The sequence below is a fragment of the Terriglobia bacterium genome, from assembly GCA_035712365.1.
In the GTDB taxonomy this organism is placed as follows: domain Bacteria; phylum Acidobacteriota; class Terriglobia; order UBA7540; family UBA7540; genus SCRD01.
Window position 1 is genome coordinate 14,038 of the sequence record DASTAW010000018.1, and the last position, 16,199, is coordinate 30,236.

11 protein-coding genes are annotated in these 16,199 nt (G+C 59.8%); 6 read left to right on the forward strand and 5 right to left on the reverse strand.

The features are described 5' to 3' along the window. Positions 1 to 15 precede the first annotated feature (15 nt). The 6 genes from VFQ24_04975 to VFQ24_05000 all read left to right on the forward strand — a co-directional run bounded on the left by VFQ24_04975 (position 16) and on the right by VFQ24_05000 (position 4,279). Positions 16 to 492, forward strand: coding sequence for an ATP-binding protein (locus VFQ24_04975; GenBank protein ID HET9177695.1), 477 nt, complete (start codon positions 16 to 18; stop codon positions 490 to 492). A gap of 31 nt (positions 493 to 523) precedes the next feature. Then, a complete protein-coding gene (locus VFQ24_04980) occupies positions 524 to 850 on the forward strand; it encodes an STAS domain-containing protein (protein HET9177696.1) in 327 nt (108 codons plus the stop codon). A gap of 81 nt (positions 851 to 931) precedes the next feature. Then, the gene (locus tag VFQ24_04985) at positions 932 to 1,750 is read left to right on the forward strand and encodes an ABC transporter permease (protein ID HET9177697.1); all 819 of its coding nucleotides are present in this window, start codon (positions 932 to 934) and stop codon (positions 1,748 to 1,750) included. Between the two features lie 23 nt (positions 1,751 to 1,773). Continuing rightward, the gene (locus VFQ24_04990) at positions 1,774 to 2,598 is read left to right on the forward strand and encodes an ATP-binding cassette domain-containing protein (protein ID HET9177698.1); all 825 of its coding nucleotides are present in this window, start codon (positions 1,774 to 1,776) and stop codon (positions 2,596 to 2,598) included. Positions 2,599 to 2,674: 76 nt separating this feature from the next. Beyond that, a complete protein-coding gene (locus VFQ24_04995) occupies positions 2,675 to 3,646 on the forward strand; it encodes an MlaD family protein (GenBank protein ID HET9177699.1) in 972 nt (323 codons plus the stop codon). 27 nt (positions 3,647 to 3,673) lie between these two features. Continuing rightward, positions 3,674 to 4,279: a PqiC family protein gene (locus VFQ24_05000; GenBank protein HET9177700.1), complete on the forward strand. Its 606-nt coding sequence runs from the start codon at positions 3,674 to 3,676 to the stop codon at positions 4,277 to 4,279. A gap of 238 nt (positions 4,280 to 4,517) precedes the next feature. On the opposite strand, the gene VFQ24_05005 is transcribed toward VFQ24_05000, so the two are convergent. From VFQ24_05005 to VFQ24_05025, 5 genes are all read right to left on the reverse strand, one after another. Further along, a complete protein-coding gene (locus VFQ24_05005) occupies positions 4,518 to 5,171 on the reverse strand; it encodes a CPBP family intramembrane glutamic endopeptidase (protein ID HET9177701.1) in 654 nt (217 codons plus the stop codon). Between the two features lie 469 nt (positions 5,172 to 5,640). After that, the gene (locus VFQ24_05010; protein ID HET9177702.1) at positions 5,641 to 7,320 is read right to left on the reverse strand and encodes a CRTAC1 family protein; all 1,680 of its coding nucleotides are present in this window, start codon (positions 7,318 to 7,320) and stop codon (positions 5,641 to 5,643) included. 35 nt (positions 7,321 to 7,355) lie between these two features. Then, positions 7,356 to 8,948 (reverse strand): tetratricopeptide repeat protein, encoded by a 1,593-nt coding sequence (locus tag VFQ24_05015; protein HET9177703.1) that lies wholly within the window; start codon positions 8,946 to 8,948, stop codon positions 7,356 to 7,358. A 28-nt stretch (positions 8,949 to 8,976) separates the two neighbouring features. Continuing rightward, positions 8,977 to 11,733, reverse strand: coding sequence for a tetratricopeptide repeat protein (locus tag VFQ24_05020; protein ID HET9177704.1), 2,757 nt, complete (start codon positions 11,731 to 11,733; stop codon positions 8,977 to 8,979). 352 nt (positions 11,734 to 12,085) lie between these two features. Then, positions 12,086 to 15,832, reverse strand: coding sequence for a carboxypeptidase regulatory-like domain-containing protein (locus VFQ24_05025; GenBank protein HET9177705.1), 3,747 nt, complete (start codon positions 15,830 to 15,832; stop codon positions 12,086 to 12,088). Positions 15,833 to 16,199 lie beyond the last annotated feature (367 nt).

A 16,199-nucleotide genomic window follows, 5' to 3' on the forward strand; every position in this document is an offset into this window, starting at 1 on the left:
ACAATTGGAGATGTTATGAGCTGCGATGAGGGGAGTCCGCCCAGGCCCGTGCCTGTGCAGCCGGTGAAGGGGCCCCTGAAGTTCGAGATGAGTCTGACCAGCGACCCTCGACTGCTGGGAGTCGTGCGCGGCGCGGTGGAGCAGTTTGCCGCTGCCCTGGGCATCGAGGACGAGCAATGCCGCAAAATCACCGTCGCTGTTGATGAAGCTTTTAGCAATGTCATCCGCCATGCCTACAAAAACGAGTGCAATCACACGGTCCAACTCAACTGTCAGGCGCAGGCGGACTGCCTCGAGTTTACCTTCATTGACCGTGGCGAGCCGGCGGACCCGGCAAAGTTCTGCGCCCAGCCCCTTGATGCCGTCGCGCTGAGTGGGCGTGGCACTCATCTGATTCGCCAGATCATGGATGAGGTTAGTTACGAGCGGTTGCCTGACCACAACCGTTTACGCCTGAAGAAGTATCTGCCCGGCGCCGGGAAGCAAGCCTGAGCAGCGCAGAGAGGCTGCGAGGAAGGAGCCGATGAACGCCGCAACTCGCCAGCAATCAGGAAGTACCATCGTCGACGTCACTGGCGACATCGATATGGGCACGTCGCCCCGCCTGCGGAAGTTGCTGTTGGAGTGCTTGTCAAAGACTCCTCGGCTGGTGGTCAATTTCAGCGATGTACGCTATATCGACAGCTCCGGCATCGCTTCACTGGTGGAAGTTCTGATGAAGGCACGCAACAGCCGGAAGCGATTGGTCCTGTACGGGCTCAACAAGACGGTCCAGGAAGTCCTCCAACTGACCCGTCTGACCACGGTTTTCGAGATCCGGAAAACGGAAGAAGAAGCATTGCAGGTCTGAAAGTGTGGCGAGAGTTGTCCACGCGGCTGCACGAGTACATATCGAAACTTGCTGGCCGCAGCCTTAATGGAGCTTGGGGAGTTGAGCGCTGCTGAAAAAATCACGGCACTGCCTGACCGCGTTGGCGCTGCAACGTTGAATGGTGTGGCGTACGTGGGGGAATTGGCCCGCCTGACGGGCGAGTCCGCCTATGCCACGTTCATGGGGCCCTTCCGGGGGCAGCGGCTGCGCCCGCGGCGCGCTTTACATCAGGCCATGGAGGTGGGGGTGGGGGCCATTCCCATTGTGTCCCTCATCACCTTCTTCGTCGGCCTGATTATGGCGTTGCAGAGCGCCTATGAATTGCGGCGCCTGGGGGCCATCCAGTTCGTTGCCGACGCAGTCGCGATTTCGATTATCAGGGAACTGGGTCCTTTGATTACGGCCATTATCGTCATCGGCAGGTCAGGTTCTGCCTTTGCGGCTGAAATCGGCACCATGAAAGTGACCGAAGAGGTGGATGCGTTGGAAACCATGGCGCTGCGTCCGGTGGCCTTCCTGGTGGCGCCAAAGTTCCTGGCCATGATGGTGATGGTGCCGTGCCTCACCATCTGGGCGGATTTCATGGGGGTGATGGGCGGGTGCCTGTTTGGCGTGACCGGCGCCAGCTTTACCTTCATCTCCTATCTGCGGGCCACGCGCGACGCCCTGGTGGTAGGCGACATCACGACCGGTCTGGTGAAGAGCGCGCTGTTCGCCGTGGTGATCACCGCCGTCGGCTGCCAGGAAGGTTTCTCGACCGGGGCGGGCGCCGAGGAAGTGGGACGCTCCACGACGACAGCAGTGGTGAGGTCGATTTTTCTGGTGATTGCCGTTGATCTGTTGTTCACCGCGTTGTTTTACCTGACCAACCGCGGTTGATCGGTCATGAGGCAGGCGCGCAGATGGGCACAAATAAACTGGCCGGCGAGGGTCCCGTTATTTCCGTCGTGGATCTCCGCGTCAGTTACGGCGACAGGGAGATTCTGCACGGCATCAGCTTCGATGTTTTGCGGGGTGAAACCCTGGTGGTCCTGGGAGGTTCCGGCTCAGGGAAGAGCACCCTGCTTCGGACGCTGATGGGGCTCGAGAAACCGAGCGGCGGCGAAGTCTGGATCAAAGGAGTGAACATCGCGCAGGCTTCGGAAAGAGAACTGGACGGCATTCGGAAGAAGATGGGCGTCTCTTTCCAGGGTGGCGCTCTTTTCGGCTCGATGACGGTCGGCGAGAATGTTGCTCTGCCGCTCACCGAGCACACACGCCTGGAAGACTCCACCATCGAGATCATGGTGCGGATCAAGCTGGAACAGGTGGGCCTGGCAAGCTTTGAGGACTATATGCCTTCCGAGCTGAGTGGAGGCATGAAGAAGCGCGCGGCGATGGCTCGCGCCCTGGCCATGGACCCGGACCTGCTGCTGTTTGACGAGCCTTCGGCGGGACTTGACCCCATCATCGCGGCTGGCATTGACGAGTTGATTCTGGAGATGAAGCAAGCCTACTCGATGTCGATGGTGGTGGTGACGCACGAACTGGCCAGCGCGTTCCTGATTGCGGACCGCCTGCTTTTGATCGATCGCGGCAACATCATTGCCATCGGCAACAAAGAAGAAGTGAAGGCCAGCACCAACCCGCGCGTGCGCCAGTTTCTGGACCGGGTGCCAGAACCACAGGTTGAGGACGAGCTCAATTACCTCCAGGTGCTGACACGAAACATCAAGGAGCGGAAATGACAAGCCGGGCCGTCACCGTCATGGCGCAGCCGAAGTGGTGGCGAGGTTACAGAGGACCAGGACAAGGAGATCGGAAATGAATTCGCGACGGGAGTGGGCGGAACAGGTATGGGTGGGACTCTTTGTCCTGATCGCCGCCGGCCTGCTGGTCGCCGCCGCGCTCGCCGTCTCCGGGGCTTTTGGCAGCGGCAACGTTCCGCATCGGGCGTATTTCAAATTTGCGGGAGGGATCGAACCAGGCGCCGCAGTGCGGTTTGGAGGCATGAAAGCCGGGGCGGTGCAGGCGGTCCGGGTCGACCCGCAGGACCCAACACGCATCGAAGTCGATTTCACCGTCAGCCCGGATATCCCGTTAAAAACCGACAGCGTGGCAAAGGTCACCAGCCTCGGACCGCTGGGCGACAATTATGTGGAACTCAGCACCGGCACACGCAAGGCGCCGAAAGCCCCGCCGGGCAGCGTCATTCCATCGGCGCCCACCTTTAATTTTAACGATCTTGGTGAAATGATTGCCGAGATCGATCCCATGGTACAGCAGACGCTCGAAAAGCTGAACCAACGCCTCGATGAGCTCCAGGTGACGGTGGCCCGCGCCGACGATTTGTTGAGCGACAGGAACCGGGCCAGCATCAGCGCCTCGCTCGGCGCCGTCAATTCCATGCTCGCCGAGGACCGCCCCAAGGTTTCCGCCACGCTGAACAATGTTCAATCCGCCAGCGCCCAGCTCAAGCCGTTGCTGGATGACCTGAAGAAGACGATGGGCCAGGCAAACGATGCGCTGAACAACATCAATGCCGTGGTCCTTGAAAACCGGCAGGATTTGCGCGGCTCTGTCAAGGAGCTTCGACAGACGCTTTTGACCGCCTCAGCCGTGATGGACCACCTGAATGAAACACTCGACTACAACTCCGACAACATTGACGAGATCATGGCGAACGTCCGGGCGGCAACCCAAAAGCTCAAGGAGTTGACCAGCAAGCTGGAACGGCGTCCGTATACCCTGATTCGCGCCGACAGGTCGAAAGAGCGCAAGCCCGGTGGGAAATAGAAGGGAGCACCGATATTGATGCGTCGAATGATCCATTTCGCCCTGCTGGCACTGGCCGCGGCGGCCCTGAGCAGTTGCCTTGGAGGAAAGGTCATCAAGTACTACACCGCAGGGCTTCCGCCCGCGCCTGAACCGGCCGCCAGCACCCTGCCCGTCAGTCTGCTGATCGGCCACATCGGCGCTCCTGAGGTTCTGGAAGACCAGCCGATCGTTTATCGTTCCGGGCCGAACGAGATCGGCATCTACGAGTACCACCAGTGGGCCGAGCCTCCCACGCAGATGGTCAAGACCATTCTGATTCGCCGTCTTCGGGCCTCCCGCAGATACCAGTCGATAGCCCAGGTGGGTAGTTCAGCCCAGGGAGAATTTCTGCTGCGAGGCAGACTTTACAATTTCGAGGAGGTTGACCAGGCCGGAGGGATCTCGGCGCTGGTGTCGATGGAGTTTGAACTGGTTGACCGCAGCACCCGCAAGACCGTGTGGGACCATGTGTACACGCGCACCACGCCGGTGCAGGGAAAGGGAATACCGGATGTGGTGGCGGCGCTCGATCGCAACCTCGAACAGGGCCTCACTGAGGTTGAGTCCGGCCTGGACGCCTACTTTTCTGCCCACCCTCCCAATAAATCCTGAGCCTGAAGACGTTTTGACCTCGTCCAAAGGAAGAGTTTTGGCAGGCTGTTGAAAACCCCCCCGCGTGACGTCATCTTGAGCCCTTTCTCCCGCATCGCGGGATCAGGGCCGTTCGCAAAGGGAGTGCGAAGGGGCCCAGCATGACGGGCGGAGTTTTTAGGAACCCTGCAAGTGCACAGCACCGAATAATACCGTATGAAAGCTAAGCCAGTAAGTGTTTTTGGTTCGGAAAATCGCTTCACGGGTTGGAATTCGAGAGGCCTGAAGTTTTTCGGCCTGCCAGACCCTTTCCGAAGGCGAGAGTGACAAACCCCACAATGACCCAAAGGGCCGCCCCATAGACCACGTACCAGAACACCTCCTGCGCTGGCGATACACGCGGAGGGCTAAGCACTACAAGGCTCCCGGTTGAACTCAAATGAAGCAACTGCGCTAACGCAAGGCTTTCCGTGTTTGAGTAGACCCACGAGATAAGCACGCGCATCGCTGTCATCGTGGAACCAAACGCCAGAAAATAAAGCAGCCAGTAATGGACATGCGGCGCGGTGGTTCCGAGGTAGCTGATCACGGGCAGGTGCCAGCAGCTCCACAGCAGCCCCAACAGGATTGCCGGGCCCAAGGCATGGCCGGCCCTGCGCATTTTCGGGAACGCAAAGCCAGTCCATCCGATCTCTTCGAAAAAAGCGGCGGCTATCCCGAAGGTCGCGCCGAGGAGGTACCGTCCGTGGGCGAAAACCGGCGAGTCATATCGCGCAAGCACCGTGAGTACGGCAATAATCGTGACCGGCGGGATCAACAGCGCCAGATACCAGCGACCGCCGAGCCGAAATCTCCGCATGCGCGCCAAAAGATGCCGGATACCTGATTCTCCATCAATGACGTGCGTCATCATTAAGCCCGCGACGCTCGGCCCTAATAACATTGCCGGGAACATGAGTATTCCGTCCAAGGGCGGAACGGGTCGACCTCGAAATACCTTCGGGGCAATGACGGCCAGTGCGGCAGTCCAGGAAATTGCAAAAGTGAGAAAGAAATATGACACGACCGGATGGCTGGTGAGGGGTGATGGTCGTGAACTGGCCAATGTGTTATGGGACCCCATTTCTGGAATGCCGACAGCCACACGCTACGAGTCAGTTCAATGGCGCCTTCAAGTTGATCGTCACGACCGGAGCCCATTGCATCGCGTGAGAGTTCGACGGTGTGATCAGGCTCGACGCCCTCCACTTCAAAACAGTTTCCATCCCAAGTATACGCCAGGAAGCTTTGTGTGCCGTGTAGCAAGGAGAGGGCCTCTTTTTGGTTGTAGACACCAGGTTTCAGCAGACGCGGCTTACTCTGGCGTCTTTCCAAACGGGCTGTCACTTTGGGGCTTCCTCGATGGCGTGGTAGCGGTTCGCGGCAAGGCCGAAAACCTTCTGTGTTTGTCCGCTTGGCCAGCGAATTTCCACGGTCGAGAGCATTTGTGCAGGTGCGCGCCCAAGTCCGAAAACAACCCGTTTATCCTGTGAGGAAAGATAACTCGATCCGCCGGCGATCCAGCGCACCAGGCGACGCCCTCCGGATTGCAGGATGAGCTTGGCGCCGATGGCGTCGCGGTTGCTTTTTATTCCCTTGAGCGTGAAACCGATCCAGGAATTCTCATGCGCCACGTTATTGCGCAGCAGGACCGGAGAATTGTTCAAGCAGGTAAAAATGGCGTCCGGGCCGCCGTCATTATCAAGGTCCCCGATTGCCAGGCCGCGCGCATCGTACCCCTGGCTGAAGGTTGCGCCCGCAGACGCTCCCACATCTTCGAAAACAGCTTGGCCGTTATTGGAAAGGAGCAGCGGCCGCTCCTTGTACGTCACGTCGCGGCGTACCATCCCAATCACCTGGCTGATGTGTCCGTTTACAATGAAGAGACCCAGGCGGCCGCTATTGTCGAAGTCGAGGAACCGCGTTCCCCATCCCACGTCGGCGCGAGTGTACCGCGCCAGCTCCGAACGTGTAGTCCAGTCCTGCCAGGGCATCGAGCCGTGGTTGAGATAAAGGGAGTGGTACTCGTCATTAAAGTTGGTCACTACGAAATCCGGCCAGCCGTCGCCGTTCACGTCCCCGGCATCCACGCCCATGCCGGACTTGGCCCTCCCGTTTTCGTCGTAGGCCACCTCGGCGTCGAGGCCCACGTCCTCAAACGTTCCGTTGCGCTGGTTGATGAGCAGAAGATTGGGCGAGGCGTCGCGCGCTACAAAGAGGTCGGTCCAGCCGTCGTCATCCACGTCGATCGCGACTACGCCCAGGGAACGCCCGACATAGCTGGACAGGCCGGAGGATCCGCTCACGTCCCTGAACGTTCCGTCGCCATTGTTGTGATAAAGCGAAAGAGGGAGTCCCACATACGCCCTCTGCTCGCAATAAGTGCGGATGCCTTGATACTGGCAGCTCTTCGGGTCGTCGAAGGAAAATTGAACGTAATTGCAGACCACCAGGTCCAAGCGGCCGTCGCGGTCGTAGTCGAGCCACGCCGCGCTTGCGGCCCAGCGCCCCGGATTGGCGACACCCGCTTTGTCCGTCACGTCCGAGAACGTTCCGTCGCCGTTGTTGTGGAACAGCGCGCAGCGCGGGTAGCCGGTGACGAACAAATCCTGGAAGCCGTCATTGTCAAAATCGGCCGCCGCGGCGCCCATGCCGTAAAACGGAGTGTGGGCGACTCCGGCGCGCGAGGCAACGTCCTCAAATTTCAAGTTTCCGAGATTGCGGTAGAGTGCGTTGGCGAGGGGCGCCGGGCTCCTGCCGCGGGGAGTCTCACCGCCGTTGACGAGGAAGATATCAAGCCTGCCGTCGCCGTCGAAGTCTGCCACCGCCACGCCGCCACCCATCGCTTCAATCAGGAAACGGTCCGGAGATTCGCCGTTGAATTGGCGCCAGGTGATTCCCGCCTCGGCAGTAACGTCGGTGAAGATTTCGCCACGCGCAGCCGCTGCAGAAGCCAGCTCGCCCGGCCACATCGCGGCTGAAACCAGACCAGCGGAAATTTTGAGAAACTGTCTGCGTTTCATGGACAATGGCAGTCGCGCCCCGGCGCGTTTTGATTTTATCGCGATCCCATGCCGGCCGGTGCGGCCTCAGCCATCGAGAGTTCCTGTTCCTTAAGCTTTTGGAAGATGGCCATCTCGCGCGCCGCCGCGTCTTTCTGCCCCAGGTGACGGCAGGCGCGCGCCAGGGCAAAATGAATCTTACTGGCATCGGGCTCGAGTTGCGCGGCCTTCTGCAATTCGTCGAAGGCTTCCTTCGGCCTGCCGCCTTCGAGAGCGAGACTGCCGAGCTGGTAATGAGCTTCAGCGCTCGCAGGATCGATGGCGAGGGCTTTGCGGAGCAGCTCAACCGCGCGCGGCGCTGCCGTCTTGTCGCCCGCATCGGCCCTGCGCAGCAGCAGAAACGCATATTCAAGGTCGAAGCGCGCATCGCGCGGGAATTTCCTGGCGCCTTCCTCAAAAGTTTTCTCCGCCTCAGCGGATGAGCCGTGGCCTTCCCTCGCCTCGCCCAATCCCAGCAGCGCGCTGGCGTCAGACGGGTCCAGTTCGTAAGCGCGGGAATAGGACCTGATGGCGTCGGGATAATGGCTCATCCCCAACTCGGCGGAGCCCTTCAGGCCCCAAATGCGGCCGGACTTGGGAAAACGTTCGACGCCCTGCGTGGCGACCGCAAGCGTTGCAGGCAATGATCTTGTTTCGCGCAAGATTCCGCCCAGGTCAAGATAATTCGATTCCTGATCAGGGCCGAGCGCAATGGCCTGCCGCAGGGCGGAAATCGCAGGGCGGTGCTTGCCCTGTTTTTCGTAGCACCACCCCAGCAGGTTCTCAGTTTCGCTGGAGTCCTGCCTGGCGTGAGCCAGCGCAAGCAGTTTTGTCTCGCAATCCGCATATCGTCCGAGGTGGTACTCGGCAAGCGCGATCTGATACGCAAGCTCCGGGAACCCGGGATTCGAAGCCTCTGACGGCTCCAGCAGGCAGAGCGATTCCTCATAGTCGCCCGCTTGTGAAGCAACGTGAGCGCCCAGCAGCGCAGCCTTAGCGTCGCCCGCATGTTCCAGCAAGATGCCGAGCGTCTTTCGCGCCTCTTCCTTTGCGCCTGTGCAGTATTGCGAGAGCGCCAGCGCCGCCACAGACTCGGCATGCTGGCGAACGAGATCGGGGACCGAACCAAGCAGCCGCGCCGCCGCTGCGTAATCTTTGAGGTCTGCAGAAACCATTCCCAGCAAGAAGATGGCCTGCTTGTTCTGCGGCTGGGCCTTCAGAATAAGCTGGAGCTGCGTTTTGGCTTCTGCAAACTTGTGGAGCTGCCACAGATTTGCGGCCAGATATTGCCTCAACACCAGCGCCTGCGGATTATGCTGCGCAGCCTCCTTCAGGATCGGCGTTGATTCTTCCAGCTTGCCTTCCATGGCCAGCACAGTCCCGAGGTTGCCCAGCAGTTCGGCATTGTGCGGGTCAAGCTGCGCGGCTCGGCGAAGCTCCGTCTCCGCGGCAGGCAGGTTACCGGACTGCGCAAGGCCAATCCCGCGCTCGGCGTGCTGCCGGGCAGTGTCTTGCGCCGCCAGATTTACGGCGAGCGCCGTCGCCAGCAAGGAAATCGCAGCAACTCCAACGGCTCCGCGGCCTCGCATTGGCTGGTAATGAAATTTCATCCCTTGCTCGAACGAGAACGGCGGCGGGTCACGGGTCAGTCGTGACTTCCCGGCTTCCAGGGAGGCGAACGGTGAACAACGGCGCGCTGATCGCCGGCGGCCCTTGACTGGCTCCCTTCGCCGCTTCCAATTGTTTCAGGCGAACGATTTCCCGGGACTCGGCAACGGATTTCTCCTTCTCGCCCATCGCCAGGTAAGTGGCCCTCAGCGTCTCATGCGCCGCGACAAGGCTGGGATCGAAGCGCGCGGCCGCCTGCAAATGCTCCACCGCCTCGCTATAGCGTTTTTCCGCCAGATCGATCTTGCCCGCCATCCAATGGAGATCCGCGTTCTCTGGAGCCACCTCCAGCCCCTTTCCGATGGCTTTGTTCGCCCCCGGGAAGTCCTGCGGGTTTGAGTCGAGACAGGCGGAGGCAAGATAAAAGTAGGCCTTGGGATCGTTTGCGCCGAGCGTGATGGCCGTCTCCAGCTTCTGTTTAGCTTCCTTTTGCTTGAAGTGGTTTTGCAGAATGATGCCATCAATCAGGTAAGGCTGGCCCCACTCCGGCCAGCGCGATTGGACCTCGGCCATCAACTTTTGCGACTCATCAAAACGCTGCAGAAGCTCGTAAGTGATGGCTTGTATTAGCATCAGTCCCGGATCGTCCGGGACGGCGCGCTTCGCCAGATCGAGCAGCCGTATCGTCTGCTGATACTCGCCGTGCTTGATCAAAAACAGCGCCGCCTGAAAGTATAGATTGGCGCGCGTCGGCGAGGCGTTGATGCCGCGGTTCAGGTCGGCCCCCGCCTCTGCCTCCTTCCCCATCGAGTCGAGGATCTGCGCCCTAAGCAGATAATAGTCGCCGTGCCGGAACGAAGCCGGAGTCTTGTCGAGCTCGGCGAGCGCGGCGGCGCCTCCTTCGCCATGGAAAATAGCGAACGAGAAATCGAGGCGCAGGCCCTCGATTGACGCCTCACCTGATCGAGACGCCTGCTTCATAGCTGCGGCTAGAAATTCCCGCGCCAGCCCATACTGGCCCGCGTCAAGAAGCTCCCTGCCGCAGCCGGCCAGCACCTTGGGACCAGCGCTCAATGTCTGGATCTTTTTGTAATCCTCAATCGCCTCGTCGGTTTTCCCCTCCATCAGAAGCACCTTTGCCAGCAGCCTCAACGACTTCACGTCATTCGGATTCAGCTCGATGTTGTGCTTCAGGTTGGTCATGTAACGTTCGTGCTGCTGCTGGGGCGTCAGGCCCAGATAGTCAAACAGCCCGGCGTTGGGCCGGGGGCCTGCGTCCGTGGGCTTGATTGCCTGAAAGCGCTGCATGACCGTCTGCGCTTCCGTTGTGTTGCCAGCGCGCAAGAGCGCCCGGCTGTATCGGAGAAGAATTTTCGGGTCCTCCGGGGAAAGTTCTGCGGCCTGGGCCAGCAGCTTGACCGCGTCAGCGGGACGGTTGACCATCAGCAGGTCATCGCCGAGCGAATAGAGAGCGTTCGTATTTCGCGGCTCGCTTTCGAGAATTTTTCTCAAATCGCTGATCGACTCCTCGTACTTCCCCTGCTGCGCCACCAGGACAGCGCGGGCGTAGCGGGCGCCCGTAAGCGACGGGTCAAGCACAAGAGCGGCGTTGAGGCGGGCGAGCGCCTTCTGCTTGTCGCGCACCGACTCTGCGATGCCCAGCTCGTAGAGGCCCTGTGGGTCTTTGGGATGCCTGGCGACATAGGCGCTGAGAATGCGCACGCCGTCGTCCAGCCTGGCCGTTCGGATGAGCACATAGCCAAGCTCGCGGCGCGCGACCTCATCACCGGGCTTCAGCTTCAGGTATTTTTCGAGCGCCCCCGCCGCATCTACGTAAAAGCCCAGCCGCTCTGAAGTCTGTGCTGCGGTCATCAGGATGTCCGGCCGCTCGGGCGCTTCCTTCATCGCTTTGACCAGCAGGATCACGGCCTGGTCATCGCGCTCCGTGGCGGAGTAGACCCGCGCGAGGCTAAGGAGGGTGTCGGGATCGCCGGGTTTCTGGCGCTGGGCTGCCTCGAGCGCAACCAGCGCACGCGGATAGTCGCGTGCATTCAGGGCTGCAAGGCCGAGGTTGTATTGGATGTCAAAGTTCGCCGGGTCTCGCTTGAGCGCCTGCCCGAACGCCTGCTCGGCTTCGGCGTAACGCTTCCATCCCGCGTCAACCATTCCCACCGAAAAGGCTGTGCGCGGATCGCTTCCGGCCTGCTGCGCAATCTGGTCCAAAGCCCGCTCAGCCTCTTCGTTCTTACCGGCCAGGTGCAGCGCTTGGGCGTGAAGCAGCGCCGGCGCGGGCTGGGCAAGCGCGCTCGCGGGCAGGTGGGAAAGATACTGGAGCGCAGAATTTCCGTCCTTCGCTTTAATGCTCATCTCGGCAAGCTGAAGATTGGCATTCGGATGTCCGGGATCGATTCCGACTACTTTGAGGAATTGGGCACGGGCACGGGCCGCCTCGCCCTGCGCCAGATAGTGGTTTCCGAGATTGTTATGCAGCGCCGCCGAGTCCGGGGCAAGCCGCAAGGCCTGAAGGTACACGCTTTCCGCCTCGCCGTATTTTCGCTCGGCATCCAGAATCACACCCAGCAGGCCGAGAGCGCGGGCGTCGCGTGGGTCCGCGCGCACCACCGCCCGAGCCGCGGTTTCAGCTTCCGAATAGCGGCCTTGCTGAAAGGCTTCAACCGCTTGCCCAAATGAGTCGGAGGTTTGTTGGGGAGGAGCGAAGGGCCGGGCCATCCCCGCGACGAGAGAAATCGCAAGGCAGGCAAGCGGCAGACAGGATCGGAAAACCATCACTGTGTATCTTAATCCCACCTGCTACCGCCCCAAAATATTATCCCGGTTTTGTGGCACGGCCACTCTGGCCGTGCTTTTGACCGCCTTGGTGGCACGGCCAACTTGGCCGTGTCTTTTGGACCCAAACACGGGCGGGACGCCCGTGCCACTAATCAAACTGAGCCAGCCCCGCCCACTTCTGAAAAAAAGGGCCAGGGCGGGGAGGTGTCCGCCCTGGCCCATAAATTACTGAGGGCTGCAAAATAGGGTAACGACGCTCGTTGTAGCGCCGCCGTCCCGGCGGCACTTCTCAGGGCCGGCAAGATGCCGGCGCTACGGAAGCCCCCGCCAACCCAAACGGGCACCGGGCTTAGAAATAAAGCTTGAAACCTAACTGCAATTCCCTCGGGCTGTTGGCCTGGCAATTTAATGCTCCAAAGCCATTGAAAGTGCCCGGATCGGAGCCGTCAAAGCCATCTGTGACTTTGCCATTGAGGCACCCCAACTGCGGGTGGTTGAAGGCGTTGAAGGTCTCCAAACGAAACTCCGCCCTCATGCCTTCGCGAATGGGAGACATGGAAAATTCCTTCATCAAGGAGAGACCTGCCGTCTTGGCGCCCGGCATGTAGACATTGGGCAAGGTGCGTTGCGCCGTCCCAATCGCATATCTACTCGGATACTGGACGACCTGGGGATTGGTAAAGTATTGGGTCCTCCAATTGGCGCCGGTATTTCGTTCGAGCCGGCCAAGCAGGTTAGGCCGTTGGCTGCCATAGCTAGGGATGGGATTTCCGCTACCGTCCAAGCTGATAGCCACTGGCTGGCCGCTGTCGAACCTCCACAGACCTGAGGTCTTCCACCCGCCCAAGACGGCATTCACCACGGGGTTCCACTTCGATCCGAAATGTTGGCCATGGCCGAATGGCAAGCTGTAGACATATCCAAATGTAAATACCTGCGGAACGGAGTATTCGGAGACGGCCCGCTCGAGCTTCAGGTTGTTGGGGTCCTGGATGCCGTCAAACCCACCCAGCCATTCCGTGTAGCCGCTGACGTCGGAATCAGAGATGGTCTTTGACCAGGTGTAATTGCCGACAAACTGGATTCCGTGCGACATATTTTTCTGCACTCGCAACTGGAAGGCGTGGTAGATCGAGTTGCCGCGCGGCGGGAAGGCTGCAAAGACACCCGTAAACTGCGGGTAAGGTAACATGAGCTGCTGCTGCGGAACGGTCGGCTGAGAGAGGCTCGAGCTCGGGTCGGTAATCAGCCCGTAGAACGGGTTCGGCACGTAAGTGTTACTGATGGCATTGAGCTGGTCCGTTGACATCTGCTCGACCTGCGGACCCAGGTGGTCGATGTTTCCTGCGCCGTTGAAATAGAGATGCGTCCCCTTGGTGCCCACGTAGTTGAGGTCGAGCAGCACGCCTGCGGGCAATTCATGCTGGAATCCGGCGCTCCAGGTCTGCGTGTAGGAACCGGCGTTATCGCTGCGTAAGTTCCCGTTCGCCCCGCTTCCAAGCTGAGTATAGGGACCCAGCGAGGAGCCCGTGGGTTGGTTGACTCCGAATGGGAATGGGTCCCTCATGAAGGCGAATGGAGTGTATCCATTGCTCTGATAGGTTAGGGGCCATGGGTTAAACCCCGTAAAGCCGTCGAAACCGGCAACCGGGCCGGTCCCGGCCGCCGCCCAGACGCTGGGGTTGAAATAGATGCCGTAGCCGGCGCGGAAAACCGTATTCTTCCAGAATCGGTAGGCCAGCCCCACACGGGGGGCATATTCCTTGTAATAGTTGTTCGCAATCGTTCGCGAATTTCCGTTTACCCCGGTAAAGATCTCGGTGCCGGTAACATTCATTCCCGGGACCGTGAAGGGTAACGGAGCTTTCGGATCAAACCATTCCATGCGGTTGTGGCGCTCGGTACGGGGCAGGTCGAGATCATAGCGAACGCCCAGGTTGAGCGTGAGCTTGTCCGTCACGCGCCAGTTGTCCTGGATGAAGGCGCCAAACTGGTTGCTCTGGGTGGCGACGAAAAGCGGAACTTCATATTGGCCCCACTGGTTCGGTCCCCCGATGCCGGTCAGGAAGGAAGCCATCGCGTCTCCACCTCCCGAAAAATTGCTAGGATTCTGGTCGGTCGTATCGGTATCGAAGAGCATGATGCCCGCGGGCGCGCCCGGCTGGCCGAAAGTGATGCGGTGCATACGATATTCCCCGCCTACCTTGATTTCGTGCCGTCCGGCGATTTTGTCCAGACTTCCCAGCAGGTCGTGCGTTTCCTGGCCGTACTTAATGATCGCCCAGGCCTGGTATCCGAGCGATTCACCAGCAGCGATCTGGTAACCGCCATAAACATAGACGGTGGGAGCGGTCGGGAACCCCGATGCCGTGATGTAGGACGGCATTCCGAGGTCAGTAACGGGGCTGAAGTTCGGGAAGTCGCCAGCCGGGCCCTTCCCGTTACTGAAGGAGCGCGTGAAACCGTAGGAGAGATTCACCACCGTCGTGGGGCTCACCGTCCAAGTGTCATTCAGGACGACGGCATGCGCGGAGCTGATGACGGGACCCGCATTGCAGGGATCGAGAGGATTGTCGAAGCAGGTGGCGCCATGTCCGTTGCCCCACTGCTGCGAATACCTCGCGGAGAGCAGGTTACTGCTGTTGAAGCGATGGTCGATCTTGATGTCGAACTGGTCCCCATTGTTGATGTTCACGCCTGCGCCGTGCCAGTTGTTGTAGGGATTGTAGTTTGCGGTGCCAACTCCGACGTTCGGCAGGGGGTAGTAGGACATCATTTTCGATGAGACGGGGTCGATGATGTTTCCGGGCCCCGCGGGAAGTGTATACGCCCCCGCCGGTATTCCCTGGCCCGCGCTTTGAAAGGTGGCCAGGTTGTTGAAGGGAATCATCGTCTGGTTGGTCCAGCCGTTGTCCGGATCTAAAAAACCAGAGTAGGGGTCCCAGAGCTGGCCATCCGGGCTTGAGCACACGCCGCTGCCGTCGAAAGTGCCTCCTGAGTACCCGCAAAGCTCGCCGAAATCGCCGTTCCGTTCGGCCGCGCTGGGTACGCCCGCGTTGAACGATGAGGCCGAGTGGTCACGCGTGGCCTGATAATCGAAGAAAAAGAAAGTCTTGTCTTTGCCGTTATAAAAATGCGGAATAATGATTGGGCCGCCGACCGTGCCGCCGAACTGGTTGTAGCGGCGGGCAGGCAGGTCGACTCCAGCCTGATTATTGAACCAGTCGTTGGCATCCAGGGCCTGGTTTCGCAGGAATTCGTAGGCGCTGCCGTGGATCTGATTGGTGCCGGAGCGCATCACCACGTTCAGCACCGTGTTGCCGCTGAAGCCGATCTCGGCGCTGAAATTGTTCTGCTGCACCTTGAATTCCTGCACCGCGTCCACCGAAGGCGTGTAGAGCGGGACAATGATGCCGCCGTTCTGCTCGTAATCGGTGGTGCTGACGCCGTCAAGCAGAATGTCTGACGTGGCGTTGCGCCCGCCGTTCGAGACGAAGTTGTTGGCCACGCCTCCGCTGTCCCCGAACGCCCGGCCAGCGGCAGGGTTGACGCCTGGGGCGAGAAATGCCAGATCGAAAACGCCCCGCCCGACGAGCGGCAGATCATTGATGTAAGTGCGGTTCACTTCCTGGCCGGTGGTGGCGTCCTGCGTCGCCAGCAGAGGAGCGGCCCCGGAAACCTCTACAGTCTGGGTGGTTGTTCCCAACTGCATGCCGACGTCCGCGGTCGCATTCTGATTGACGTCAAGCACGATGCCTGTGCGCGTGTAAGACTTGAAGCCGGTTGCCTCGACAGCCAGCGTATAGGTGCTGGGAGGAATGTTCCGCAAAATGTAACGGCCCACCGTGTCGCTTGTGGCCGTGAAAGCGTAGCCCTTGGTTACGTCGGTCAGTGTCACCTTGGCCCCCGGAATCACGGCTCCGGTGGGATCGCTGACAACGCCCGTGACGCTGCCGCTGTAAAGCTGCGCCCGAACCGGCACTGCCAGCAGCGCGAACACGGCAAAAATTAAGAGAATTCGAAAGGCGCAAAAACGACTGTGAAGGCCGTTCCGAAGTAGTCCACGGTAAGACGTCGACACGATTTTTGCCAGCATGAAAACCTCCCTGCTCGAGGTTGCCAATCCAGACCCCGACTACACGCCATGCAAACAGGCTGGACTTCGAAAGAAGACGCGGGCACGCCCGCGAAAACTTTCGCCACCCCTGTCAGTGTTACTTAGGAAGCTTTAGGAAGTACTGGGAACATATTAGCTCCCGTTAAATTTTATACGAGTCTTGGAGTATCATGTACCCCGCAGATTGTCAAGAGAAAAAACCTGAATGTCGCTGCAAAGTGAGAAGTTCCGGTATGAGCAAAGTAGAAAGTTCCGCTTTAGGTGGTAGAAGCTTGGGGGATGAGAAAAGAGGAACTGAGGTTGAGTCAGCGGGACCGGGACCGGTTAGTGGTGTTAGAAGGGATCG